The sequence below is a fragment of the Rhodopseudomonas palustris genome, assembly GCF_013415845.1.
GTDB lineage: Bacteria > Pseudomonadota > Alphaproteobacteria > Rhizobiales > Xanthobacteraceae > Rhodopseudomonas > Rhodopseudomonas palustris_F.
The window spans coordinates 4624089-4649426 of the sequence record NZ_CP058907.1; the positions used below are offsets into that span (position 1 = coordinate 4624089).

Below are 25338 nucleotides of genomic sequence, written 5' to 3' on the forward strand. Positions count from 1 at the left end.
GCTCTGTTTGTAGCCGGCGTTATGCCGCTTTCCCTGTGCGGCGCCGTGACTACGTGGTCGCAACGTCCGCATTGATTAATCGCGCGGACGCACAGACGGTTCGATGACCAGCGATCAACTGAGCGTGTTAACGATTTTATCAGTTGACGGGAACGGTTTTTGCGTACCGGCGTTCACGAGACGCCGGCTAAGTCCCCCCTGCCCCGAAGCCGGCGATACAGGGCGCGGCTGTGTGATGCCAGCCGCGCCCTGTTCTATTTGAGGCAATCTCTTCCCAGCGCCGGACCGATCTCCAAAGAAGTAACGCCGCCCGGCTGGGCCGGACGGCGTCGTCTTCTCAGGGACGTAACTTGTTCAACCGTCAGGATGCGACGGCGCTGGGCTTCCGGTTTCGGGAGTTGCGCTGGAAGAACAGCGCCTGGCTTGCCACTGCCGACACCATCGCCGGCTGGAACGGCTTGGAGATCAGGAAGGCGGGCTCGGGGCGTTCACCTGTGAGGAAACGCTCCGGATAAGCCGTGATGAACACCACAGGCACTTCAAAGGTTCGCAGCAGCTCGTTGACCGCATCCAGGCCGGAGCTGCCGTCGGCGAGCTGAATATCCGCCAGAATCAGACCGGGCTTCTGCGTCTTCGCGAGCGCGATCGCGTCGGCATGGGTCCGGGCAACACCGATGACGTTGTGGCCCAAGCCCTTGATGAGGCTCTCGAGATCCATCGCGATGAAGGTCTCGTCCTCGATAATCAGGACGTCGGTGGCGATCTCTTCGGCCATCTCCTTGCCGGCGGTCTCGACCAGCTGCCGGACCTCGGCGACATCGACCTGGAGCACGAAGGCGACTTCCTCTTCGGAAAAGCCTTCCAGCGACAACAGCAGAAACGCCTGACGCGGCAGCGGCGTGATCGCCGACAGCCGCCGCTCCGACGGCATCGGCAGGGTTCGCACGTCTGCGTCGTCGTTCAGGGCGACGGAGTTCCAAATCTGGGTAAACAAACGGAAAAGACCCGGCCGGGGACCGTGCCGCTCGTCGAGCAGGGCCGGATCCTGGAGCAATGCCTCCAGCATGGCGCCCACATAGGCGTCGCCGGAGGTCTGGCTACCGGTTAGCGCGCGCGCGTAGCGGCGCAGCAAGGGCAAATGCTCTGCAACAACCTGTGATCTCGACATCCCCACTCCATCAGTCATCTCGGCCATCGCCAACGGCGGGCCGGCACCTCTGCGTGGGCATCTACGCCCGAGCCGGACAAAAGTTCCATTCGCGTCGGGAACTTTCGCGCCGGGATCGCATTAGGGTCCCGTGAACGGCGACAGATCAAGAAAACCCTCGAAGTTCAGGGGACTTGACCATGGGGAAAACATTGGATCAGTCATGCAAGAATTCAAGGCGCAAACCATGAAGAAGTCGGCTCCAGGCACTAAGGGAGGTCTTAACGCCGAAATCCAGGCCCGGATCGGACATCAATTGCGCGCGATGTACGACGACGTGGTGCGGCAGGGCGTTCCTGATCGGTTCGCAGAACTGATCAAGAAACTGGATGATCCTGCCACCGGGACGGACACGACCACCGAGGGGAGGGAATAATGCCTCTCACCGATTCCCTTCGTGACGATATTCTCGCCGCGGTGCCGAGTTTGCGCGCGTTCGCGATCTCTCTGAGCGGCAACGCCGATCGAGCCGACGATCTCGTTCAGGAAACCCTGCTGCGGGCGCTCGCCAACATCGACTCGTTTCAGCCGGGCTCCAACCTGCCCGCCTGGTTATTCACGATCCTGCGCAACCTGTTCCGCTCCGACTATCGCAAGCGGCGCCGGGAAGTCGAGGATGCCGATGGCAGCTACGCCAAGACGCTGAAGTCGCAGCCTGGACAGACCGCGCATCTGGAGTTCGAGGAATTCCGCGCCGCCCTCGACAAGCTGCCGCAGGACCAGCGTGAAGCGCTTATCTTGGTGGGGGCGTCGGGCTTCTCCTACGAAGACGCCGCGGCGATCTGCGGCTGTGCGGTCGGTACCATCAAGAGCCGCGTCAACCGAGCCAGGTCGAAGCTTAGTGCGCTGCTCTATGTCGACGGTGCTGAAGACTTCGGACCCGACGACACTGTCCGTGCCGTGATCGGCGGTAACGGCTGATCCACCGCCGACCCGGCGGCGATCGCTCGATCCAACGACGCATCGAGCGATCCCCTCACCGGCATTTCCCCTGGACAATGAGCGGGGCCAAGCCTCGCGAGCAGATCGAGATCTGGCCGAGCGTCGTTCGGCCAGATCTTTGCTGTTTGCGCGTCTATCAGCGAGGCTGCTTTGGAGACTTGCGAGGCGGGCGCACCGGCGCGGTGATTTGCCCGGTCCGGTCGCGCTCATAGACGTCGACCACCGTGTCGAGCGGAGCGGTCAGCTCGTAGACGTAGCTGATATCGGTGAAATAGCGCTTCGACGTGCCGCCGAGCGCTTCCGGCGCCACGCGGTCGAGTAGGATAATGCCGAACTCACTGTCCGGACGCCGGGTCGCCGCACTGGTGTTGAACTCTTCCCAACGGAAATGGAAAGTCGCATCCTTGCCGTCGCCGGTGACCGTCCAGTTCGCCACCACCCGCGGATGCTTACCGACGACAGCCAATCCCTCGTCCGAATGCGATGCCAACTCGAAGAACAGCAGCGACAGGCTCTGCGCGGCCCGCGCGCTGACCGCGATATCGGGCCCATCGACCTCGATCCGGTCGGCATGCGGGATGGCCCGGCCCTCGAACAGCCCTTTCAGCATCACGCCCTGCCATTGGCTGTCGCTGAGAAGCGACACGACGTTGGACATTGCGTGAATCCGCCCGATCAGCAGCTCGCGAGCGACGTCGAGATCGGAGCCGTGGCGCAGCGTCCGGGTGACGATCGACTGGATCACCGCCAGGATGTTCTTCACCCGGTGGTTGAGCTCATCGATCACCGCAGTCAGGCGGCGCTCGAAGCCGATCCGCATCTGGATTTCGCGCCGCAACCGGATGTTGCTGTAGCTGACATAACCGAACAGCCCGCAGACGATCAGCGTCAGCGCCAGACCGGCGAGCCCGATGATCAGCGCCATTTTCTGAGCGCGGTCATAGGGATCGATCTTCGGGTAATAGGCCAGTGACCAGTCGCGGTTACCGAAGGTCACCGTGCGCACGATCATCGGATTGGCCCCTTCCGGAGCCACCCGCGAGCTGATCTCACCGCTCTCATCGGCCACCAGCTCGTAACCCTCACGGCTCGGATCTTTCAGTACCACCGAGAACAACGACAGATCGTCGTTGGTGAGCATCAGCGAGGCGAGCCGATAGGAGAAAGTGACGAAGCCGACGATGTCCGAGCTGTCGGTGTTCATCACCGGCGCCGCCAGGACGACGCCGACCGGGCCGCTGCCCGTTAGCGGCACCGGGTCGGAAACGTGCGGTTGCCCCTCGGCAAGGGCTTGCGCGAAGGTGCGGCCGAGCACCGGGTCATGATCCAGCATCCGGCCGGTCAGCGCCATGGTCTCGGCGTTTCGCGGCTCGACATCCATGACGACGTCGAGCGGCACGGGGCTGCTCAGATCGAGCGGCTTGCCGTCATAGTCGCGCACCGTCGGATCGGGAAAGCCGGCTTTGGTGAGCTCGGCCTCCGCGGCCGGCACCTCCTCGGGCTTCAGCCGCGCCACCCAGGTTGCCAGGACGAAATCGGTCTTGAAGGTGTAGATCGACGACCGCAGCGGCTGCAGCATGTCAGCCTTGATCACCGACGGCTTGCGAAACAACCCCGACGCGACGCGGCCGAGCAGTTCACGCTCGGTGAGGCGATCCTGAACCTGGCTGGCATGTACATCGATGGCTCGTCCGAGCGCGATGCGCTGGATCGCCGCTTCCTGCTCGTAAACGCGGGACGCGGAAAAGCCAGACAGCACCACCCCGATGATAGCGATCAAGCCGATGATGAAGCCTAGCCGAACCACGCTCTTACTCGGTGTCCGAGGCGGCGACCGCCTCCCGTATTCAACGTATCGATACCGGCCCCACCATGAAGAAGCGTCGACCTGAGCGCAACTCAACGATCTCTGAGGACGTCTCGGCGGGGTTCGAATTCCAAGAGCGGTTCAACCACGCCCGACCTCTTTTCGTTCCCGCGCCGACGATCACGAAGTTGGTACTGCAACGCACCAGATCAGGCGGAGTTACCGCTGATAGCTGCCCAGCCGATGGCTCAGGCCGACCGCCGCGGCGTCAGGCCGCCCTTTTCTTCGATAAAGCCGATAATGCGATCGAGGCCTTCGCTCTTTTTCAGATTGGTCATGACGAACGGCCGCGCGCCGCGCATCCGTTTGGCATCGGTATCCATCTTCTCCAACGAGGCGCCGACATAGGGCGCCAGATCGATCTTATTGATAACCAGGAGGTCAGACCGGGTGATACCTGGGCCGCCTTTCGAGGGGATCTTGTCCCCTGCAGCGACGTCGATCACATAAATGGTGATGTCGGCGAGTTCGGGCGAGAATGTCGCGGCCAGATTGTCGCCGCCGGACTCGATCAGCACGAGATCGAGCCCCGGAAACTTGCTTCGCATCTCGGCCACAGCGGCGAGATTCATCGACGCATCCTCGCGGATGGCCGTGTGCGGGCAGCCGCCGGTCTCCACCCCGGCGATCCGGTCCGGCGTCAGCGAGCCGGAGCGCACCAGGAATTCGGCGTCCCACTTGGTATAGATGTCGTTGGTGATCGCCGCGATGTCGTAGCGTTCACGCATCGACTTGCAGAGCAGGTCCATCAGCGCAGTCTTGCCCGAGCCGACGGGACCGCCGATGCCGACGCGGAGAGGGCCGTGATGATCCGACATGTGGATGTCCGGTAGGAGATTTGAGGAGAGCAGCCACTTTGAGGAGAGCAGCCACGCGGCGCCAAGACCGATCCGGTCCACGCCGCGAGCCGGAAATAAGAACGATGCGGCAAGAGATTGCAAGCCGTCAGCAGCGCCGCGGCGTCATCGCGGCGGGCCCGACCAAGCGCCTACATCCTTCGTCGACGCCGCGGGAGCCGCAGCAGCAGGCTGATTAAGCCGTCGACTGATCCTTCGAGGAATGCCCAGCGTCTTTGGCTTCCTTGTTCGGCTTGGCCTCAGCGGCAGCCGACCCCTTCTTGGTGATCTTTCCGTAACGCGACAACGATCGCCACAGCTCCGCTTCCGGCTCGGCTTAGCGCGCAGCGACCTTCTCGGCGAGCTTATCGGTCGCTTCGTCCTACAAGGCAGCGAGTTCTTCGATGCGCAGGGAGTCGGATCGATCTTGGCCCCAGGCATCCTCTCCTACTTTGGGCGCTGGGCTACCGAGTACCGCTTTTCACCGCAACCGACCGTACAATTTATCCACCACGCAGCCTGTTTGCGGCGATTTTCGATTGACGCCCCTGATCAGCGCTTCCAATGATGACTTTTAGGAAGAGCAATGACGTTGCCGCAACTGCCAAACTCCGAGTCCGCTGATCTCAGCGACATCAGCAGCCCTGATAGCGGCTCTGTGGACGCGGCTGCGGCGGATATTCCGGCGGGTGCTCGAGAAAATAACGAGTTCCGAACCGATTCACGGGCGCAAATACCTCCGGCAAACCAACACCCTGAGGCTGAAGTGTCTCGTCCTGAAACGAGTGCATCGCGAGAACGCGAAGAAATCGCGAAACGCATTGCAGCCTTCCGAAATCTGCAGATCAGCCTGAAGCAAGAGCGCGAGGACTATTACGAGCGCACGCTTGCCCGCACCCGCGCTGCACTCGCGCCAAACGCGAAACAGCCGCGCTGATCAATCGCAGCCACCGCTCCCGTCACGCTGATTATCTCGCCGGCGAGGCCCGATACGCCTTTGGTTGGATGGATTGCGTAGCCCGCGCACACTAAGCGCTGCCGTGTCCCATCGCGTCATTCGCGACAAATCGTCCCCATCAGCAGCACCGATCCTCGGAAATACACGACAAACGGCCGCCGATTTGCACTCTTCGGTGGCAAGTTTCCAATTTGCGAGAAAACCCGGCACTTGCCGGGGCGGGTGTAGTGATTTGCAGCAGTTTGACCGGCGTCAAAGAGCCATGACATCGACAAAACAACGATAGTCACTACGCGCGAGTACCTATTTTCGCCAAATTGCCAACTACACACACTTAAACTAATGCTAACCGAAGCCGCTTCGATCAGTTCGAAATTCTGAATTTACGAATTGTCGGCGCGGAATGGGTGTAGTAGAAGGGCGCTTCACTAAAGGAGCCTACGCGTGGCAAAGAAAGCGAAAGCAAAGACTGCGAAGACCGCAGCGAAGTCGAAGAAGGCCAAGAAGGTCGTGACCAAGGCCGCGGCGAAGACCGCTACCAAGGCCAAGGCCGCCAAGAAGGGCAAGATCACTCGCCGCGAGTACACCAAGGAAGACATCAAGGAGTTGAAGGCGCATTCGAAGGCGCGCACTCCGGTGGCGGAAATCGCCCGTCTGACCAATCGGACCGTCGGCTCGCTGCGCCAGAAGGCGCTGAAGCTCGGTATCGGCCTCGGCCACCAGCGCTGAGCCTGAACGCGCAACTCGCGAAGCGATAACGACTGCCGACCTCCGGTTGCGACCGGATCAATCGGGCCTCAGTCGCGCTTCGCGAGTGGCGCATCAGCCTTCTTTACCCAGACTTTATTATCGTGAAACGCCGCACCGCCGTGCGGCGCGATGGATTCTGCGCTGGTCAGGACGTTGATTCCCCGTCCGCCGCGATGAGCCCGGTTCGGAAACACTGATTCGGCGATCAAGACGCCACGCCTCAGTCCGCTGCTCAGCCGGACCGTCAGCATCGTTTCTCCCCGGACATTCCCCAGCATCACCAGGTCGCCTTCACCGACGCCGACTTCGGCGGCATCGGCCGGGTGCATCATCACGTTCGGCTCACCCTCGCGCGCCTGCGACGACGGCGTTTCGTTGAAGGTGGAATTGAGGAAGCTGCGTGCCGGACTGGTGGCGAGCCGGAAAGGATGCTGCGCATCGGCCTGTTCGGTCACCGCCCAGTGATCCGGTAGGCGGGGCATCTCCTGCCACGGCCCCAGCCGCAGTTTGCGCGCGAGGTTGACGTTGCCCCAGTCGACCCGGAAGTGAAACTTGCCGTCCGGATGCCCGAAGCCGTCGAGGAAGTGAGACGCGCGGAAATCCGGCTGCAGATCGCGCCACAGATCGGCTTCGAGCTGCTCGATGCCGCCATGACCGCTGGCTTTCAGCGTCGTATCGATGACCTCGCGCGGCGTCATCGCGAACGCCGGATGGTCGACGCCGAGCCGCTGCGCCAGCCCCTGCAGCACGTCGTGATTGGACCGGCATTCGCCGGGCGGCTCGACCAGCCGGGCGCCGACCGAGATGTGCTGATGGCCGCCGCCGTAATACAGGTCGTCATGCTCCAAGAACATCGTCGCCGGCAGCACGAGATCGGCCATCAGCGCGGTCTCGGTCATGAACTGCTCATGCACCGCAACGAACAGGTCCTCGCGGGCGAAGCCGGCACGGACCAGCTCCTGCTCCGGCGCGACGGTCATCGGATTGGTGTTCTGGATCAGCATCGCCTTGACCGGCGCGCCGCCGTCCAGCGCCTCGGCATCACCGGTGAGGACGCGGCCGATCTTTGATTGATCCAACACCCGCGTTGCCGGATCGAGCTGATCCAGCCCCTCGATCAAAGTCTTGTCGAAGCCGAAAATCGCTCCATTGTTGAAGAACGCGCCGCCGCCTTCGTGCTGCCACGCCCCCGTCACTGCCGGAATACACAGCGCGGCATGCATCTGCGCCGCGCCGTTGCGGCTGCGGGTGAACCCATAGCCGAGCCGAAAGAAGCTGCGCTTGGTGTGACCGACCGCATGTGCAAACGCTTCGATCTCCGCCTCCGGCACGCCGCAGATCGAAGACGCCCATGCTGGCGTCCGCGTCTTGAGATGCGCTTCGAGATCGTCCGGACAATCGGTGTAGCGCGCCAAATAGGCGCGGTCGGCAAGACCATCGCGAAACAGTACGTGCATCACGCCGCAGGCGAAGGCCCCGTCGGTCCCCGGACGCAGGATGATCCGGATATCGGCCTGCTGCATCGTTTCGTTGTCATAGATATCGATGGCGGCGATCTTGGCGCCGCGCTCTTTGCGGGCCCGGGCGGCGTGGGTCATCACGTTGACCTGTGTCGAGACCGGATTAGTTCCCCAGATCACGATCAGATCCGACTTTGACATTTCCCGCGGATCGACGCCGGCGACTTTGCCGGCACCCGCCGCAAAGCCCGCCCAGGCGACGTTCGCGCAGATCGTCGAGTAGAACCGCGAGTACTTTTTGACGTTGGCGAGGCGGTTGATGCCGTCGCGCATCACCAGCCCCATGGTGCCTGCATAGTAATAAGGCCACACCGACTCCGCGCCGAACTCCGCCTCGGCGGCATCGAACCGCGCGGCGATCTCGTCCAGCGCCTCATCCCAGGAAATGCGGGCAAACTGTCCGGAACCCTTCGGCCCGGCGCGACGCATTGGATAGGTCAGCCTGTCGGGATGATGAATGCGTTCGGCATAGCGGGCGACTTTGGCGCAGACGACGCCCGCCGTGTAGGTCTGCCGCTTGGAGCCGCGAAGCCGACCGATCATCCCGCCATCAATCACTTCGACGTCGAGCGCACAGGCCGACGGGCAATCGTGCGGACAGGTGGAATGGCGGATGTCGATCGCGGCACGCTGGCTCATGCGCGAATCGTTAGCACGAGTTTTTCCGGTTGAGAACGGTAGCGGACTATTGCTCGTGCGGCGACGGACGCCAGCGACCTGCAACCTTTTGGGCTTTCGGCCGTTATGCCGGCACAACAGGGACGACGCACGACATGCATCCGGCACAGCACATCGAATTCAACCGCTTGGCTCAGGAAATGGCGGCTTGGCGCGCCGTTCCGGCCGACGACCGGTCTCCGGCTCCGGGCTGGTGGTGGGGACCGGCGATGGCGCTCCGCCACGCCAAACAGCCGCTGTCGCCGGAAGACTGCCGCAGGTTCGGCCTACCGCTCGGCGCCTCGTTTGCCGACGCCGGAAATAAAGTGATGGCGTTTCTGGCCGCCCAGCGCTCGCTGACACGCCCACCGATTTTCCGAAGCACCGCAGCAAACATCGCCCGCTCAAGAACGCTTCGTTTTACGCAATGGCGGCGGAGTAACCACCTCTTCCTTTAAGCGTTCTCTTCCACCGACACTTCGGCCTGCCCCTCGAGATCAGCTATCTCGAGGTTGAGGTTGCGGCCGGTGCGGCCTTCGACGATCTGGTTGATCTTGCGCGCAATGCTCGGTTCGCGGGTAATCAGCGCGCGAAGGTCGGCAGCGTCGAGAACCAGCAGCCGCGTCCGCGACACTGCCTTCACGGTCGCTGAGCGCTCGACCCGCTTCAGCACCGCGATTTCACCGAAGAAGTGTCCGGTTCCGAGCCGGATGCGACGGCCCTTATCCTCAGGCCCCAGCTCGATCTCTACGTCACCTTCCGCAATGAAGTACATCGCGGTCGCGGGCTCGCCGCGGCGGAACACCACTTCGCCCCGCTCGATCTGCCGCGCCTGCAGCAGCTGCATAATGTGGGCGATGTCGCCGGCAGTAAGGTGGGAGAACAGCGGCACCCGTGCCACCATGCTCCAATTGACGATGAAATCCCGCCGGTGGATCACCTCGGAGAACGCATTGGCAACGATGCCGACCGGCAGCGCGATCATGATCAGGCCGCAGATGATGGTGGCCGAAGCGACCATCCGGCCGATGCCGGTCGCCGGCACCACGTCGCCATAGCCGATCGTGCTGAGCGTCACGATCGCCCACCACATCGCGTCAGGAATGGTGCCGAACTTCTCGGGCTGGACATGGCCCTCGGCAATGTGCATCGCAGTGGCCGAGACTAGGGTCGCACAGGCCAGGATTACGAGGCACGCCATCAGTGCCCGACGCTCGCTCTCCAACACCTCCAGCAGTGACCGCATGCCCGACGAGTACCGGGCGAACTTCAGCAACCGCAGCATCCGCAGGATGATCAGGACCCGCAAATCGTCCGGACCGAACAGCGCGATCCAAAGCGGCATCACCGAGATGCAATCGACGATGCCCTGGGGGCTGATCATGTAGGCCCATGCAGCGCGCAGCGGGCTCATGTGGTGGTACGGCAGATGCTCGGGCGCGATCCAGATGCGGATGTAGTATTCGATCGAGAACATCACCAAGCACAGCAGCTCCAGCGCCTGGAACAGCCGGCCGTAGTCCTCGCGCATCGCCGGCACCGACTCCATCACCGTGATCCCGACGCTGAGCACGATGAAGAAGACAATGAAGCGATTGACGATGACGCCCATGCGCGAGGTTTGCGCCTGGGATTCGAGGATTTCGTAGAAGTAATGCCGGGCTCGGAGATAGGCCGGCGTTTCGTCGCGCATCGGTGGCCTCGGGTGGGATTCCGGGCGGATGCGCGGCCGAAAGTGAAGCGTTTCAGGCCGCGGCGAGCGCGTCGAAGCGTTTCGGGTCCAGCACGCGTACCCCGTCCGGAACGATCACGATCAGTTTTTCCCGCTCCAACTTGGTGAAGGTGCGGCTTACGGTTTCGATCGTCAGGCCGAGGAAGTCGGCAATGTCCTGACGGCCCATCGGCAGGCTGACGGTTTTAGTGACGCCCTCCAGTCGGGCCAGACGATCACGCCAACCGACCAGGAAGGCAGCAACCTTCTCTTCGGCCGAGCGGCGGCCGAGCAGCAACATCTGATCCTGGGCGAGGCTGAGTTCGCGGGTTGCGAAGTCGTTCATGCGGAGCAGCATCTGTGGGCGGTTTTCGATGAAGCGCAGGAACGGACCGCGGAAAAATTTGCAGACGGTGACGCCGCCGATAGAATCGGCCGAAAAGGAGTAGCGGTTACCCGGTGCCATTCCGAGGAAATCGCCGGGAAGCGCAAAACCGATGATCTGGCGACGGCCATCGGGCAGCAGCTTGTACAGACGGGCGATCCCTTCGATCAGGCTGTAGACCGAATCAGCGACTTCGTCCTCGGAGAACAGCGCTTCCTTCGGCCCATAGCGGACATGCTGGGCAAGACGTTCGAACTCTTCGTGGTCGGCAGGGCCGAGTTCGCCACAGATCGCCAGCCCACGCACCGCGCAGTGCGTCTCACAGCGAAATCCCTCGCAAGTCGTCGTCGGATAAGCGAGATGCGGCATCCATCACTCCATGCGGTCGCCAGACTGAACTCTCCTGGCGCGCATCGCCGTCAACTGACCGCCCACTCTGCGCCAGAAGAGTTAATATGTCGGCAATTCGTCAAGGCAGCTTGACACAGATCAAGGTCATGCCACGACCGTCATGCATGGTGCAAGTCGTTGTTTGGCGACTTGTTTTTACCGACGGGCGGCTCATGAGACGACTACTCGCCTGCGCGGCGATCCTGCTGATGATAGCGGGTCAAGCGGCCGCCGCGACTCCGTCGGAGCGCCGTGGACTTGGCTTTGCCAAATCGCACTGCGCGCGCTGCCACGCCATCGGCCGCAGCGGTAAAAGCCGGCTGCCACAAGCTCCGCCGTTCCGTACCCTGCACACCCGCTACCCGATCGAGACGCTGGCCGAAGCCTTTGCCGAAGGTATTTACACCGGCCACCCGCGGATGCCGGCGTTCGAGCTCGATCCGGACGAGATCAACGACCTTTTGTCGTACCTGAAGACCTTGGAGCGGTAATCGGTCGGCTGGTCGTCGCGGCCGGTTCGGCTTCGGCATGGCCGGACGCGAGCGCCTGCGCCGCCCAGGGCACCAGCTCCTTGGCGATGGTATCGAATGACTTGTCGAACGCACTGACCGCCGCAGCCGGCTCCGGTTTGTCGAGCGGCGACGCTTGCTGAAACAGCCTCGCGGCAACCAGCTTGCCGTCCTTGTCGATGATCTTGGCGCTGAATGCGATCTCGGCGCGAAGAGCATCACCCTCGCCGATTACCTGGAAACTCCTGATGTCGGTCAGCAACTGGTAGTCCGGCTGCACGGCATCGTTCGGGCGCATCGGGGCGTGGGCGATGTCGTAATTCTCGAAGCTCTGGATCAGCTTTTCCTGCAGCATCTTCGGAAGGCTGTCGCTCCACTGCGCGCCGGCGAAGGCCGGGACCTCCAGCCCTGGCGCCAGCAACATCTTCTGGCTGTCGAACAGCACCACCGTATTGGATTCCGGAATGGTGAGCTGCCCCTTGAGCGGCGGCGACGGCGGCGGGAAGCCGGTCGCAGCCGACAGGTCGTACACTACCTTCTTCACCACCGGTTCGTTCGCACCGGTCATCCGTTCGACGCCGCCGAGGATGCCGTCGAGCTTTTCGGTCTTCCCCGCCAGCCACTCCGAGAACGTCTTGAAGTTCGCGATGGTATCCTTCAGCGGACCGGAGTTTTCGCCGAGCACGCTGTCGACCTTGCGCAGCGCCTCGCGGGCAGCCTGGGTCATGCTCATGCCGGCTCCCGGCTCGGCCACCAGCGTGGTGGCGATCGCCGAGCCGCTGAGCTGCTTGCCGCCTTCGAGCGCCACCACCGGCACCCCGGTCAGGCCCTGAAAGTCCAAGCCGACCTTGGTGTCCGGACGAACCGGCGTCGACGGCGCCACCGCAATGGTCGCATCGACCCGGCGCGGATCATCGGGCGCGAGCGCCAGCGCCGTGACCTCGCCGACGCGGATGCCGTTGAACAGCACGGCGGCTCCGACCAGCAGCCCCGGCACCGGATCTCGGAATTGGACGTGGTAGCTGGTGCGCGCACCGACGCCCGAGGTGTTGTGCAGCCAGAACACGAAGCCGAACACCGCGAAGATCGCCGCAAGTACGAACGCACCGACGATCACGAAAGGAGCACGAGTTTCCATGGGCGTGGCGTCCTAGTCCTGTCTGGGCTGGAGCATCGCCGAGCGCTTGCCGTGGAAATAGGCCCGCACCCAGGGATGTTCGGATTGCAGCAATTCGCGCATCGGCCCCACCGCCACGATCTTGCCGTCGGCCAGCGCTGCGACGCGGTCGCAGACGACGTTGAGGCTGGCGAGATCGTGGGTGACCATGAACACGGTGAGCCCGAGCGTGGTTTGCAGGGTCTTGATCAGCTGATCGAAATCACCGGCAGCGATCGGGTCGAGGCCGCTGGTCGGTTCGTCGAGAAACACGATAGAGGGATCGAGCGCCAGCGCGCGGGCCAGTGCCACACGTTTGGTCATGCCGCCGGACAGTTGCGACGGGTACTTGTCCCAATCGTCCGGCGCGATACCGACCATCTCCAGCTTGGCGGTGGCGATCTCGTCCTGCAGCTTCTCCGACATGTCGAGCATCTCGCGCAGCGGGAACTGCACGTTCTGTCGGGCGGTGAGCGAAGAGAACAGCGCGCCCTGCTGAAACAGAATCCCCCAGGTCGCCGCCACTGCCGCGCGCGCCCGGCCGAAGCCGCGCTCGGTGTCGTGGCCCATCACTTCGATGTGGCCGCTCTGCTTCGGGATCAACCCGATGATGGTGCGCATCAGCACCGACTTGCCGCCCCCCGAAGCGCCGACCAGTCCGAGGATCTCACCACGGCGGACATCGAGTGACAGGTGATTGAGCACGGTCTGCCGGCCGAATCCGACCACAAGGTCGGCGACGCGGATGGCGTAGAGTTGAGCGAGTGCGTCCATCGCTACATCCCGATCGACGCGAAGAACACGGCGAACAATCCGTCCAGCACGATCACCAGAAAGATCGACTTCACCACCGAGGTAGTGGTCTGCAGGCCGAGCGATTCGGCGCTGCCCTTGACCCGCAGGCCCTCGCTGCAGGCGACGATGCCGATCACCAGCGCCATGAACGGCGCCTTCCACATCCCGACCTCGAAGGAGTTCAGCGACACAGCTTCGTGCAGCCGGGCGATGAACACCGAGGGCTGCATCCCGCCATAGAACCACGCCGTCAGCAGGCCGCCATACAACGCAGCCATCGACCCGACGAAGGCCAGGATCGGCAGCGCGATCACCAGTGCGATGATCCGCGGCAGGATCAGCACCTCGACCGGATCGAGCCCCATGGTCGAGAGCGCGTCGATTTCTTCGCGCATCTTCATCGAGCCTAGTTCGGCCGTATAGGCACTCCCCGACCGACCGGCGACCATGATCGCGACGATGAGCACACCGATTTCGCGCAGCACCAGGATGCCGACCATGTCGACCACATAAGATTCAGCACCGAACTTGCGGAAGTGGAAGATCCCCTGCTGGGCGATGATCGCTCCGATCAGGAAGGTGATCAGCACCATGATCGGGATCGCCTGCCAGCCGACCCTGTACACCTGGTAAGTCAATGAGGTCAGGCGCAGCGAGCGCGGCCGGCGCAGCACGCCGAGCAGCGCGGCGCCGAGCGCACCGAGCATTTCCAGAAACACCGCCATATCGGTGGTGGCGCTCCAGGCCGACCGCCCGATTTCGTCGAGCTTCGCGATGATCGGGTTGGGCTTGGGGTGCGGGGTCGGCCCACGTCGATTGAGCTGTCTGACTTCGTCGATCAGCTCCGCGTAGCTCGTGGAAATGCCTTTGAACTGTGCGGTGCGACCAGCCTGTGCGGCACTACGCGACAGCTTTTCCAGCACCCAGGCGCCGATCGTGTCGATCTCGCCGATCTCGGCCATATCAATGGTCAGCGACTTTGCCGCCGCAATCTGCGGCGCAACGTCCTGCGACAGCTGCTCCATGAACTTGCTGTTCGTCGCCGTCCAAGCCCCCTTGGGCTTGAGTTCCAGCGTATCGCCATCGGCCTTGGCATTCAGCACAGGCGCCAGACTCACGGCTGGTCCCATCCGGTCTCGAAGGCCAGCATGCGCTGCTCCGTTTCGATTCGCGCCGATGCGCTGCAGCGCACAGTGTGCGTCGTGCACCGCGATTGATGCAAATCAATTATGGCTCTTCTGCTCTGCGTCAGCATCGTGCGCAACGTCAGGAGCGAAACAATGACCAAGGTTACGCCCTCCGCGATCCTCAACACCTCGTTGCCGGCGAGCTTCCGCCAGATCAGGCTCGAACTCGCACGCGAACCTGGACATCCTGAAGGCGAAGCGAACATTGCCTATGTGATCATTGCTCCGCTCGACGGCAACGACCGGATCGACGCCGAAATCTGGAAGAAACACCGCGAAGCCTGCCGGGTGGCGCGGCAGCGGCCGCACCAGCCGGACAGCCTTGGTCATCTGGTGCACCGTCCAGGCGGATCATGGGCATTTCAATATGACAGTGCCGCGAAACTGCCCGACGAAGCAGGCTATCACTTCGCCGACGAACGTTTCGTGCAGGGTGAGTACGTGTCGCTGCGCGAGGAAGGCGACATGCACACCTTCCGTGTGGTCGCCGTCAGCCGGCTCTAGCAAGCACTAAACTAGGGCGACACTGTCGTCACGCCGACCCGGCGGCGCGCGCGGCTTCCTCGGTCAGCGGTAACCGGACGTTAAGGATGTCTGGCTCGGACGCATCGGTTTTGGTTTCGAAGCCGAGATCGCGGCACATCCGCAGCATCGCGGTGTTCTCGCGCAGCACCTGACCGCAGACATAGTGCAGACCTTCCGAGCGGGCGTATTCGATGATCAGTTTCATCAACGCCCAGCCGAGCCCTTTGCCCTTCAGGTCGGAGCGTAGCAGGATGGCGTATTCGCCGCTCTCGTAGATCGAGTCCGAGTGGATTCGGACCACGCCGAGCATCTCGCCGGTGATTTCGTCGAACGCCACGAATGCCATCGCGCGGGCGTAGTCGATCTGCGATAGCCGGGCGATGAAGGCGTGGCTGAACTCCTTCATCGCCGCGAAGAACCGCAGCCGCAGATCCTCCGGCGTGACGTGCTTGAGGAATTCGTGGATCGCCGGCTCGTCGTCGGGACGGATCGGCCGTGCCAGCACGCGCCAACCATCCTTGACGGTGAGATGCCGCTCCCATTCGGTCGGATACGGCTTCACGGCAAAATGCGAATTGCCGAGGCCGGCGAATTTGCGCTCCGGCGCGCGCACCACGACGCGGGCGTCGATCGCCACGACGCCGCTTTCATCGGCGAGCAGCGGGTTGACGTCGAGTTCGCGGATCTCCGGCAGGTCGGCCGCCATCTGCGACAGCTTCACCAGCGTCAGCGCCACGGCGCTCCGCTTCACCTCGGGTACGTCACGATACGCACAGAGCAGCTTGGAAACACGGGTGCGCGCGATCAGCGACTCGGCGAGCGGCAGGTCGAGCGGCGGAAGCGCCAGCGATCGGTCGTCGATCAGCTCGACGCCGGTGCCGCCCTGACCGAACGCGATCACCGGACCGAAAGTCGGATCGTCAGCAATGCCGATGGTCAGCTCGCGCGCCTTTGGGCGCAGGATCATCGGCTGAACCATCACGCCTTCGAGCCGCGCATTGGGCCGCAGCTTGGCGGCACGCGCCATGATTTCGTTCACCGCAACGCGGACCGCTTCGACGCTGGTGAGATTGAGCACCACGCCGCCGATGTCGGATTTATGCGGGATGTCGCGCGACAGCACCTTCACCACCACGGTGACGCCTTGCGACAGGAACGACGACGCCCAAGAAACTGCTTCCTCGGCATTGGTGGCCGCCAGCGTCGGGATCATCGGGATCTGATAGGCCGCAAACAAACCGCTGATCTCCAGCGGATCGAGCCAAGTGCGGCCTTCGCGGAGCGCCTTCTCGACGATCGCGCGGGCCGTTTCGGTGTCCGGATCGAAATCCTTCGGCAGGCTGGGCGGAACTTCGGTGAGAAGCTGCACCGCCTCGCGATAGCGCACCATGTTCATAATGCTGCGAACCGCGTCGTCCTCGGTCGGATAGTTCGGAATCGAGGCGGCATCGAAGGCGTGTGTCACCGCCTCCTCTGCACCGACCCAGACCGCAAACACCGGCTTGAACGACGTGCGACGAACGCGCTCCTCGCCGACCACACGGATCACTTCGCGGGCGATGTCCCGCGGCGAAGCCACCGCGGTTTGCACATTCATCACCAGGATCGCGTCATTGTCTGGATCGGCGAGCAGCATCGACAGCGTCGCCGAATAGCGCTCGGCGTCGGCATCACCGGTAATGTCGATCGGATTGAAGCCGGACCACGAGGTCGGCAGGATCGCGTCGAGCTTCTTGTGCAAATCGGCCGACAGCGTCGCGGGCTCACCGCCGAGCTCGACCAGGCGGTCGACCGCCAGAATGCCGATGCCTCCGCCGTTGGTGAGAATCGCGACCCGCTTGCCGCGCGGCGCGCTGACGCGGCCGAGCGTTTCGGCACAGTCGAACAGCTCGCGCAGATCGTACACCCGCAACATGCCGGCGCGGCGGAACGCGGCCTCATACACTGCATCGGCACCGGCGAACGCACCGGTGTGGGTCGCCGCCGCCTTCGCGCCGTGCGCCATGCGGCCCGACTTCACCACCACCACCGGCTTGACCCGCGCCGCTGCGCGCGCTGCCGACATGAACTTGCGGGCGTCGGTGACGGCTTCGATGTAGAGCAGGATCGCGCGGGTATCGAGATCGGCCGCGTAGAAGTCGAGCATGTCGGCGATGTCGACGTCGAGCTGATCGCCGATCGAGACGATGCCGGAGAAGCCGATCTCCTTGACAGCCGCCCAATCCACCATGCCGGCAGCGATCGCACCCGACTGCGAGATCAGCGCCAGGTTGCCCCGCCGCGGCATATGGGCGGCAAAGCTGGCGTTGAGATTGACGCCTGGAATCATGATGCCGAGACAGTTCGGCCCGATCAGCCGGATGCCCGATTTGCGCGCGGCGCGATTCGCCGCCTCCGCATAGGAGCCTTTGCCGCGCCCCATCTCCGAACTGATGATGATCGCGCCGGCAACGCCGAGTTCTCCGGCTTCGGCGACGACCTTGGCGACCGAGCGTGGCGGCGCCGTAATGACGATCAGATCCGGGACGAAGGAGAGTTCCGCGAGCGAGCCGACGGTCTTGAAGCCGCCGATCTCCGGGTAGCGCGGGTTGACGACTCCGATCTGCCCCTTAAATCCCGCCTCGCGCAAATTGGTAAGAACAGCGCGACCAAGAGAGGCCGGCCGCGGACTTGCGCCGACGACCGCCACGGCTCCGGGCGACAGCAGGGTGCTCAATCGATAGGTCGACATCTCACCTCGACACCGGACGACCGGCCGCGAACGGCAACCGTCGCACGATCCGGAATCTGCGCGGGAAATGTGTACGACAGTTGCTGCAACAAGCCAATGTCGGGCTGGCGCGACGGAGGGACGCGTACTGCTCGCGCAGTTAGCGTACCTTGGTGAAGGTCGCCAGCGCCTTGATGACGTCCTCGCGCGAGATGATACCATCCAGCTTGCGATCGGCGTCCAACACCGGGATGCTGCGGGTCTGATGTTCGACCATCAACTGCAGCACCCGGGTGAGCTTGGTATCGGAGTGCACGTAGAGGAAATCCCCCGACATGATGTCGCCGACGCTGCGATTCATCAGGTCGTCGTAGTGCGGCAGCATCTGGGTCGGGTGGAACGCGAAACAACTCAAGAAATCGTACTTTGTCACCATGCCGATGACACGCTGATCCTCCACCACCGGATAGGCGTTGAAGTCGTCGTGTTCAAATTTGTCCTCCAACTCGCGCATGGTCAGTTCGCGCGACACGGATTTCACCGCTCGCGTCATATGTTCGGCAACGGTTGCCTCTAGAAACTTGTACAAGACCGGACCCAATCACTCGGAATTTTCGCCAACGATCTGTGGCGACCCAATGGCGGCCCTGCTAATCGTCGTTGGTGTGCAAATTGACCGCAGCTTTGACGAATTGAATTGATCAAGGTCAAACCACAGGCAATTCGGGGCGCCGCTTGTTTTTCCTACAACAATGCTCATGATTTGCCCGTCCGGATTGCGCAATCGGGATGCAACATGATCCATCCTCGGACAGTTCCGTAGCCGCCTAAGTAGTAGTCCCGATGCCCGCCCCAGACGCCAGCTCCCCCGGCTGCCAGCAGCAAGACGTCTTCGACTTTCTGGGCCGCGGGGCCGGCGACGCGCCCGTGGTGCAGATCGACACCCATGGCGCAGCGGTTTTTCTCGATGGGAACCGGGCGCTGAAGATCAAGCGCGCCGTCAAGTTCCCGTTTCTGGACTATTCAACCCTCGCCAAACGAAAGATCGCCTGCGAGCAGGAGCTCGAGGTCGGCCACCGATTCGCGCCGACGATCTATCGGCGTGTCGTTCCGATCACCCGCACTGACAAGGGAGCGTTACAGATCGGCGGCGAAGGACCTGCGGTGGAATGGGCCGTGGAGATGATGCGCTTCGACGACAGCGCCACGCTGGATCATCTCGCCCGCGCCGGTTCGCTCGGTCCTGAGCTGATCGACGCCGTCGCCGATGCGATCGCCGCCTCGCATCAAGCAGCGCCTTTGGCGGCGACTGCACCATGGGTCGCATCGATGGAACCGATCCTGGCGGACGACTCCAACGAGCTTGCCGCAGGCGGTTTTGCGGCCGCCGACGTTGCGATGCTCGACAACGGCAGCCGCAATGCGCTCGGCCGGCTGCGCCCGTTGCTGGAGCAGCGAGGTGTGGCAGGCTTCGTTCGCTGGTGCCACGGCGATCTGCACCTCGCCAATATCGTGGTGATCGACGGCAAGCCGACGCTGTTCGACGCCATCGAATTCGATCCGGCGTTCGCCTCGGTCGACGTGCTGTACGATCTCGCCTTCCCGCTGATGGACCTGCTGCATTACGGCCGCGGCAGCGACTCCGCACAACTTTTGAACCGCTATCTCGCGGTGACGAGCACGGACAATCTCGATGCGCTGTCGGCACTGCCGCTGCTGCTGTCGATGCGCGCTGCGATCCGCGCCAAGGTGATGCTGGCACGACCCGCGGCCGATGAGACGATCAGGCGAGCCAATCGGGCGATTGCCGAATCCTATTTCGAGCTGGCACTGCGGCTGATCGCGCAGCCCCCACCCCGGCTGATCGCGGTCGGCGGGCTGTCGGGCACCGGCAAGTCAGTGCTGGCTCGCGCTCTCTCCGGCAACGTCCTGCCCCTGCCCGGCGCCGTGGTGCTGCGCTCGGATGTGGCCCGCAAACGGCTGCACGGCGTCGCCGACACTGAACGGCTCCCGGCAACAGCCTACACCGCTGAAGTGACGGAGGCGGTGTATCGCGGTCTAGCCGAACGCGCCGCGCATATCTTGAAACAGGGACATTCGGTGATCGTCGATGCGGTGTTCTCCAAGCCCGAGGAGCGCGACACGATCGAAAGCGTCGCGGCCGGGCTTGGCATCCCGTTCCACGGGCTGTTTCTCACCGCCGATCTCGCCACGCGGATCGCGCGAGTCGCCGGCCGCACCGCCGATGCGTCCGATGCGACGCCGGAGATCGTCCGGCAGCAGCAAAGCTACGCGCAGGGCGTGATCGGCTGGACCTCGATCGACGCCGGCGGCACTCCGGCCGAGACGCTGTCGCGGGCGGTGGCGGCTTTGCCGCAGACCGCTCAGGTCTGCAGCACGTAGCTGCCCGGTGCGTCCGGCAGTGCGCCCGGATCGACGTCCGGCAATCCGATGCGCGGCGGCGCGACCGGCTCGCCGGAGCGGGTACCGAGCCAATGCACCCATTCGGTCCACCACGAGCCTTCGGCGTGGGGCGCCTGCTTCAGCCAATCGTCCGGCCCGACATACGGACCATCGGCTTCCTTGGTCATCACTTGATAACCATGCGCCTTCGGCGACGGCGGCGAGACGATACCGGCGTTGTGGCCGCCGCCGGTCAGACAGAAGGTGACGTCGGCGTCGGCCAGCAAATGGATCTTGAAGGTCGATCGCCACGGCGCGACGTGATCGCGCTGCGTTCCGACCACGAAGATCGGCGTGTGGATGTCGGACAGTGCGATCGGCCGGCCATCGACCACATAGCGGCCTTCGGCCAGATCGTTGTCGAGGAACAGCTTGCGTAGATATTCGGAGTGCATCCGATACGGCATCCGCGTGGCATCAGCGTTCCAGGCCATCAGATCATTGGGCTCGGAGCGCACGCCCATCAGATATTCATGCACCAACCGCGACCAGATCAGATCGTTGGAGCGCAGGATTTGGAACGCGCCAGACATCTGGGTGGTGTCGAGCACGCCGCGATTCCACATCATGTCTTCGAGGAAGGCGACCTGGCTCTCGTTGATGAACAGCGTCAGCTCGCCGGCCTCGGTGAAGTCGGTCTGGGCGGCGAACAGCGTGATCGATTTGAGCCGGCTGTCGCCGTCGCGTCCCATCGCAGCCGCCGCGATCGACAGCAGCGTGCCGCCGAGGCAATAGCCGACCGCATGCACCGGACGATCCGGCAGGATCGCGCCGATCGTGTCGAGCGCGGCCATCACACCGAGCCGGCGATAGTCTTCGAGCGAGACATCGCGATCCGCGGCGGTCGGATTGCGCCACGAGATCATGAAGACGGTGTAGCCCTGCTCGGTGAGATACTTCACTAGCGAATTATGCGGCGACAGATCGAGAATGTAGTACTTCATGATCCAGGCCGGCACGATCAGGATCGGCTCCGGCCGCACCGTCTCGGTGGCGGGCGCGTATTGGATCAGCTCGATCAGTTTGTTGCTGTACACCACCTTGCCGGGCGTCACCGCGACGTCCTTGCCGACCACGAAGTCATGCTTCGGCTCGTGCGCCATCAGTTCGAGGAGATCTTCCCACCAATTGCGGAAGCCGTCGGCGAGATTGCGGCCCTCGGTCGATGCCGTGCGGCGAAGCACTTCCGGATTGGTGAGGGCGAAGTTCGACGGCGCCCACACGTCGAGCATCTGCCGGGTCGCGAACTCGACGATCTTCTCGTTCTGCTCCGACACACCGCGAATATTGGTGGTGGCATCGTGCCACCACTGCTCGGCGAGCAGAAATCCCTGCGCCATCAGGTTGAACGGCGGCTCGCGCCATTCCGGCGCGCTGAAGCGCCGATCTTGCGGTTGCGGCGCGATCAGCGACCACGGCGCGGTCTGGCCGATCGAGGCTTCGGCGAGTTGTGTCCCACGGCGCAGCGCATCGTTGACAAGATCCATCCGCTGTGTCGGCGCCCAGAACAGATGCGACAGCCAGTCGGCATAGGCGAGCGTCAGCGCCGTCGGCGACAACCCGCCGGTCAGCGGCGCCAGTGTCGCATGCAGGGTGCGATCGCTGTCGCTCGGACCGTGATGTCTGACCGGCGATTGAATCTGCTGGGAAGCGGCGCTCGGCGCCGGCGGAGAAGTCTGCAACATCATCACCTCGTCGCGGCCGTCGCGCGGAAACGCCGGCTCGGCCTATGGCTAGTTTCGCCCGCCCGATGGCAATTCGGTACGCCCCTGCCCTCCACATATAGGACGACCAAGATGTCATCTTGCAGTCATCCGCTGATTCTGGAGTAAGCCGCCGCGAAAATGGTTAAGTCGTGGTAGCGGAGTCGGATGCGAAGCCTCGCATCCGGCTTGAACCGCGCCGCTTGACCTTGCTCAAGCCGCGGATGGGAGCCGCCAGCCCCGTTGATCCCCTACCGCGCCAGGAAGGCGCAGCGCGAGGTCTGCTCCAGCAGGTGCTGGGTGACACCGCCGAGAATCCACTCGCGGAAGCGCGAACGCCCGTAAGCGCCAGCGACCACGATGCCGGCGCCGACCTGCCGGGCGATGTCGGTGATTTGCCGCGACACATCCCCGGTGTGTTCCGGCACCTCGCCGATGGCATGGATGTGATGACGCGACAGCCAATCGACCACGTCGTGCACGCCGGCCAGCGCGGCTGCACGGCCATGGTCTTCCTCGCTCTCGACGATCTCGACCACGGTGACGTGGCTGGCCTGGCGCAACAGCGGCAGCGCGTCCACGATCGCGCGACGCGCCTCCGGATTGTCCTTCCACGCCACCAACACGCTCGACAGATCGATCCGGCACACATTCGGCGGCACCACCAGGAGCGGGCGCCCGATCTCCATCACAAGGTCGGCCGGATCGGCCGACGCGAACGGATCGGTGAGAAGGCTCGACACGCCGGCGCCGCACACCACGATGTCCGCGGCGCGCGCCTGCTGCACGATGTAGCGCGACGGCTGTTCGATGGCGCTGCGCCATTGCAGTTCGCGGGTGTGGCCGCTCATCGCCTGGCGGAATTCGGCTTCCAGATCCGACAGACGCTGCTTGATGGTCGCGAGGCCCTCCACCATCAGGCGCTCGGCCTGACTGCCGGACATGTAGTACACCGGCGGGCTCAGTTCGGAGGCCGCAATTCCGATCAGGCGCGACTCGAAGCGCTCTGCCAATTCCGCCGCGATGCTGAGACGACACGCGTTGGGCTGGTCGAACGCGAGCGCGACCATCACCGTCGAGTACGTCATCGGGCACCTCCCGGGAACCACCGCGGCAACCACAATCCTGCAGCCACCGCTCACCGCTTCCGGCCACTGCAACGGAGCTATGATCCCGCAACAGAGCTTTCAGATACGATGAGCTAGATCAAAGTAACCCGCAAGCACCGCCATATATTCCGCTCCCGATCCGACACGCTTGGAAGCGGGAGTCCTGCAATGCTGAGTGACATCGTCGCCCACATCCCGGCCGATCGACCGGCCGACGGCGTGGTCGCCTGCGCCGTCTCGGTCGCGAAGGCATTCGATGCGCATCTGGACGGCATCGTCTGCACCTATCAGCCGATCAATCCGGCCATCATGGTGGGCGCATCGGCCGCATACTATGCTGCCGCCACCCAGCAAAACACCGATGCCGATGAGGCCGCCGCACGGCTCGATCAGTTCGAGATCGCGGCCCGCGCCGCCGGCGTCACGCACGGCGCCCGCTCGGTGTGCGATACGCCGGTGCTCGCCAATCAAGCCCTGTCGGAAATCTCGCGGCTGTACGACCTCACCGTCCTGGTGCAGCCGGACCGCGCCAAGCCGGGTCACCAGGACCCGCTGCCGGAAGCGGTGCTGTTCAATTCCGGCAAGCCTATGCTGATGGTGCCCTATATCCATTCAGGTCCGCTCGCCTTCGACCGCATCCTGATCTGCTGGGACGGTGGACGTCCCGCGGCGCGCGCAGTGCATGACGCGATGCCGTTCCTCACCCGGGCGAAGATGATCGACGTCGTCTCCGTCAACGAAGATGAGGACGTGGTCGGACAGGCGTCGTCCACCGCACTGCTGGCCCACCTGATGCGCCACGATCTGGCGGCGACCGGACACCAGCTCACCTCGCCGCCCGGCAGCATCCACAACACTATTCTGTCATTCGCCGCCGACAGCGGCGCCAACCTGCTGGTGATGGGCGGCTACGGCCATTCGCGGCTGCGCGAGTTCATCCTCGGCGGCGTGACGAGAGGCATCTTCAAATCGCTGACCTTGCCCGCGTTGATCTCGCATTGACGCGTCGCGAGGGTCAGCGACACAACAAGCCACGGTGCGACCGGCGTGGCGCTCGGATTGCCGCCGCGGCTTAGGGGAGACTGGATATGCGTGCTCACCAAATCATGACTCGGCAACTTGTCACGATCGGCCCGGATGCGTCGATCGTCGATGCCGCCAATGCGATGATCGACAATCACGTCAGCGGCCTGCCGGTGGTCGACGACGACGGCAAGCTGATCGGTATCATCTCGGAAGGCGACTTCATCCGCCGCGCCGAAATCGGCACCCAGCGCAGGCGCGGGCGCTGGCTGCGGATGCTGCTCGGCCCCGGCACCTGTGCCGGCGACTTCGTCCACGAGCACGGCCGCAAGGTCGGCGAGGTGATGACGCACCATCCCTACACGGTCAGCGAAGACACCTCGATCGAGACCATCGTGAAGCTGATGGAGAAGCATCACGTCAAGCGCTTCCCGGTGATGCGCGGCGATCTGCTGGTCGGAATCGTCACCCGCAAGAACCTGCTGCGCGCGGTCGCCGACCTGGCGCGCCAAGCCCCCGAGCCGAACGCGGCGGACGACAAGATCCGCGACAAGATCATCGCCGAAATCGAACGCAACGACTGGCGCCCGTTCGGCCTCAGCGTGCTGGTGCGGGACGGCGTGGTGCACCTCAACGGCGTGATCACCGAAGAGCGGTCGCGGCAGGCCGCGGTGGTGGTCGCCGAGAACGTCTGCGGGGTGCGGGAAGTGCACGATCATTTGTGCTGGGTCGATACCATGTCCGGGTTCTACCTGAACTCGCCGGAAGACGATCGGGCGGCCAAAAAAGCGAGTTGAAATCCGCGCGCCGCCGCCGTTTAAGTGACCCTGACAGCGGCGGGCGCCCCGCCTTCCGCTGGTTGTGAAGTCGCGTCCGCGCGCCGTGTTGCGGATCGGAATGCCGTTGTGTTAAGAGCGGCAAAGAGAGCATTTCAG

23 protein-coding genes are annotated in these 25338 nt (G+C 63.6%); 10 read left to right on the plus strand and 13 right to left on the minus strand.

The genetic code is table 11. From position 1 onward, the window contains the following. Positions 1-361: 361 nt before the first annotated feature. On the minus strand, positions 362-1168 hold the full coding sequence (locus HZF03_RS21120; RefSeq protein ID WP_011159758.1) for a response regulator: 807 nt from the start codon (positions 1166-1168) through the stop codon (positions 362-364). A 202-nt stretch (positions 1169-1370) separates the two neighbouring features. Between HZF03_RS21120 and HZF03_RS21125 the strand changes: the two genes are divergently transcribed. Both HZF03_RS21125 and HZF03_RS21130 read left to right on the plus strand, forming a co-directional pair. Then, positions 1371-1583: a NepR family anti-sigma factor gene (locus HZF03_RS21125; RefSeq protein ID WP_012497468.1), complete on the plus strand. Its 213-nt coding sequence runs from the start codon at positions 1371-1373 to the stop codon at positions 1581-1583. Next, positions 1583-2128 (plus strand): sigma-70 family RNA polymerase sigma factor, encoded by a 546-nt coding sequence (locus tag HZF03_RS21130; protein ID WP_011159760.1) that lies wholly within the window; start codon positions 1583-1585, stop codon positions 2126-2128. The genes HZF03_RS21125 and HZF03_RS21130 overlap by 1 nt, the downstream gene beginning before the upstream one ends. A gap of 157 nt (positions 2129-2285) precedes the next feature. Here the strand turns inward: HZF03_RS21130 and HZF03_RS21135 are convergent, their stop codons facing one another. Together HZF03_RS21135 and ureG are read right to left on the minus strand one after the other, a co-directional pair. After that, positions 2286-3956 (minus strand): CHASE domain-containing protein, encoded by a 1671-nt coding sequence (locus HZF03_RS21135; RefSeq protein ID WP_012497469.1) that lies wholly within the window; start codon positions 3954-3956, stop codon positions 2286-2288. Positions 3957-4204: 248 nt separating this feature from the next. Continuing rightward, positions 4205-4834, minus strand: a complete 630-nt coding sequence (ureG, locus tag HZF03_RS21140; RefSeq protein WP_011159762.1) for an urease accessory protein UreG — start codon at positions 4832-4834, stop codon at positions 4205-4207. Between the two features lie 604 nt (positions 4835-5438). Here ureG and HZF03_RS21145 point away from each other — a divergent pair. Then, on the plus strand, positions 5439-5789 hold the full coding sequence (locus tag HZF03_RS21145) for a hypothetical protein (RefSeq protein WP_011159764.1): 351 nt from the start codon (positions 5439-5441) through the stop codon (positions 5787-5789). Positions 5790-6254: 465 nt separating this feature from the next. Then, positions 6255-6539 (plus strand): hypothetical protein, encoded by a 285-nt coding sequence (locus HZF03_RS21150; protein WP_011159765.1) that lies wholly within the window; start codon positions 6255-6257, stop codon positions 6537-6539. Between the two features lie 68 nt (positions 6540-6607). On the opposite strand, the gene HZF03_RS21155 is transcribed toward HZF03_RS21150, so the two are convergent. Then, a complete protein-coding gene (locus HZF03_RS21155; RefSeq protein ID WP_119018948.1) occupies positions 6608-8719 on the minus strand; it encodes a molybdopterin-containing oxidoreductase family protein in 2112 nt (703 codons plus the stop codon). A gap of 134 nt (positions 8720-8853) precedes the next feature. On the opposite strand from HZF03_RS21155, the gene HZF03_RS21160 reads away from it, so the two are divergent. Further along, a complete protein-coding gene (locus HZF03_RS21160) occupies positions 8854-9195 on the plus strand; it encodes a hypothetical protein (protein ID WP_234832269.1) in 342 nt (113 codons plus the stop codon). On the opposite strand, the gene HZF03_RS21165 is transcribed toward HZF03_RS21160, so the two are convergent. Next, a complete protein-coding gene (locus HZF03_RS21165; protein ID WP_119018949.1) occupies positions 9192-10430 on the minus strand; it encodes a cyclic nucleotide-gated ion channel in 1239 nt (412 codons plus the stop codon). The two genes, HZF03_RS21160 and HZF03_RS21165, sit on opposite strands and share 4 nt — an antisense overlap. Positions 10431-10482: 52 nt before the next feature. Next, on the minus strand, positions 10483-11202 hold the full coding sequence (gene aadR / locus HZF03_RS21170; protein WP_011159769.1) for a transcriptional activatory protein AadR: 720 nt from the start codon (positions 11200-11202) through the stop codon (positions 10483-10485). A 194-nt stretch (positions 11203-11396) separates the two neighbouring features. Here aadR and HZF03_RS21175 point away from each other — a divergent pair, with 194 nt between their 5' ends. Then, a complete protein-coding gene (locus tag HZF03_RS21175; RefSeq protein WP_012497473.1) occupies positions 11397-11714 on the plus strand; it encodes a c-type cytochrome in 318 nt (105 codons plus the stop codon). Here the strand turns inward: HZF03_RS21175 and HZF03_RS21180 are convergent. From HZF03_RS21180 to HZF03_RS21190, 3 genes are read right to left on the minus strand one after another with little or no spacing between them, the layout of a single operon-like run. Next, positions 11674-12870, minus strand: coding sequence for an ABC-type transport auxiliary lipoprotein family protein (locus HZF03_RS21180; RefSeq protein WP_119018950.1), 1197 nt, complete (start codon positions 12868-12870; stop codon positions 11674-11676). The two genes, HZF03_RS21175 and HZF03_RS21180, sit on opposite strands and share 41 nt — an antisense overlap. A gap of 12 nt (positions 12871-12882) precedes the next feature. After that, positions 12883-13662 carry an ABC transporter ATP-binding protein gene (locus tag HZF03_RS21185; RefSeq protein WP_011159772.1) on the minus strand — a complete coding sequence of 260 codons (780 nt, stop codon included), beginning with the start codon at positions 13660-13662 and terminating at the stop codon, positions 12883-12885. Between the two features lie 2 nt (positions 13663-13664). Then, positions 13665-14813 carry an ABC transporter permease gene (locus HZF03_RS21190; RefSeq protein WP_012497475.1) on the minus strand — a complete coding sequence of 383 codons (1149 nt, stop codon included), beginning with the start codon at positions 14811-14813 and terminating at the stop codon, positions 13665-13667. A 150-nt stretch (positions 14814-14963) separates the two neighbouring features. Between HZF03_RS21190 and HZF03_RS21195 the strand changes: the two genes are divergently transcribed. Beyond that, positions 14964-15374 carry a hypothetical protein gene (locus HZF03_RS21195; protein ID WP_012497476.1) on the plus strand — a complete coding sequence of 137 codons (411 nt, stop codon included), beginning with the start codon at positions 14964-14966 and terminating at the stop codon, positions 15372-15374. A 28-nt stretch (positions 15375-15402) separates the two neighbouring features. On the opposite strand, the gene HZF03_RS21200 is transcribed toward HZF03_RS21195, so the two are convergent. Continuing rightward, positions 15403-18126, minus strand: coding sequence for a bifunctional acetate--CoA ligase family protein/GNAT family N-acetyltransferase (locus HZF03_RS21200; protein WP_119018951.1), 2724 nt, complete (start codon positions 18124-18126; stop codon positions 15403-15405). Between the two features lie 139 nt (positions 18127-18265). After that, complete coding sequence (locus HZF03_RS21205) at positions 18266-18694, minus strand: CBS domain-containing protein (protein ID WP_041810069.1); 429 nt, start codon at positions 18692-18694, stop codon at positions 18266-18268. 254 nt (positions 18695-18948) lie between these two features. On the opposite strand from HZF03_RS21205, the gene HZF03_RS21210 reads away from it, so the two are divergent. Next, positions 18949-20508 carry a bifunctional aminoglycoside phosphotransferase/ATP-binding protein gene (locus HZF03_RS21210; RefSeq protein ID WP_119018952.1) on the plus strand — a complete coding sequence of 520 codons (1560 nt, stop codon included), beginning with the start codon at positions 18949-18951 and terminating at the stop codon, positions 20506-20508. Here the strand turns inward: HZF03_RS21210 and HZF03_RS21215 are convergent. Continuing rightward, positions 20490-22253 (minus strand): PHA/PHB synthase family protein, encoded by a 1764-nt coding sequence (locus HZF03_RS21215; protein ID WP_119018987.1) that lies wholly within the window; start codon positions 22251-22253, stop codon positions 20490-20492. The two genes, HZF03_RS21210 and HZF03_RS21215, sit on opposite strands and share 19 nt — an antisense overlap. 269 nt (positions 22254-22522) lie before the next feature. Next, a complete protein-coding gene (locus HZF03_RS21220; RefSeq protein ID WP_119018953.1) occupies positions 22523-23359 on the minus strand; it encodes a universal stress protein in 837 nt (278 codons plus the stop codon). Between the two features lie 189 nt (positions 23360-23548). Here HZF03_RS21220 and HZF03_RS21225 point away from each other — a divergent pair, with 189 nt between their 5' ends. Continuing rightward, complete coding sequence (locus HZF03_RS21225; RefSeq protein WP_107345838.1) at positions 23549-24382, plus strand: universal stress protein; 834 nt, start codon at positions 23549-23551, stop codon at positions 24380-24382. Positions 24383-24468: 86 nt separating this feature from the next. Further along, complete coding sequence (locus HZF03_RS21230) at positions 24469-25200, plus strand: CBS domain-containing protein (protein ID WP_107356816.1); 732 nt, start codon at positions 24469-24471, stop codon at positions 25198-25200. Positions 25201-25338: the final 138 nt, after the last annotated feature.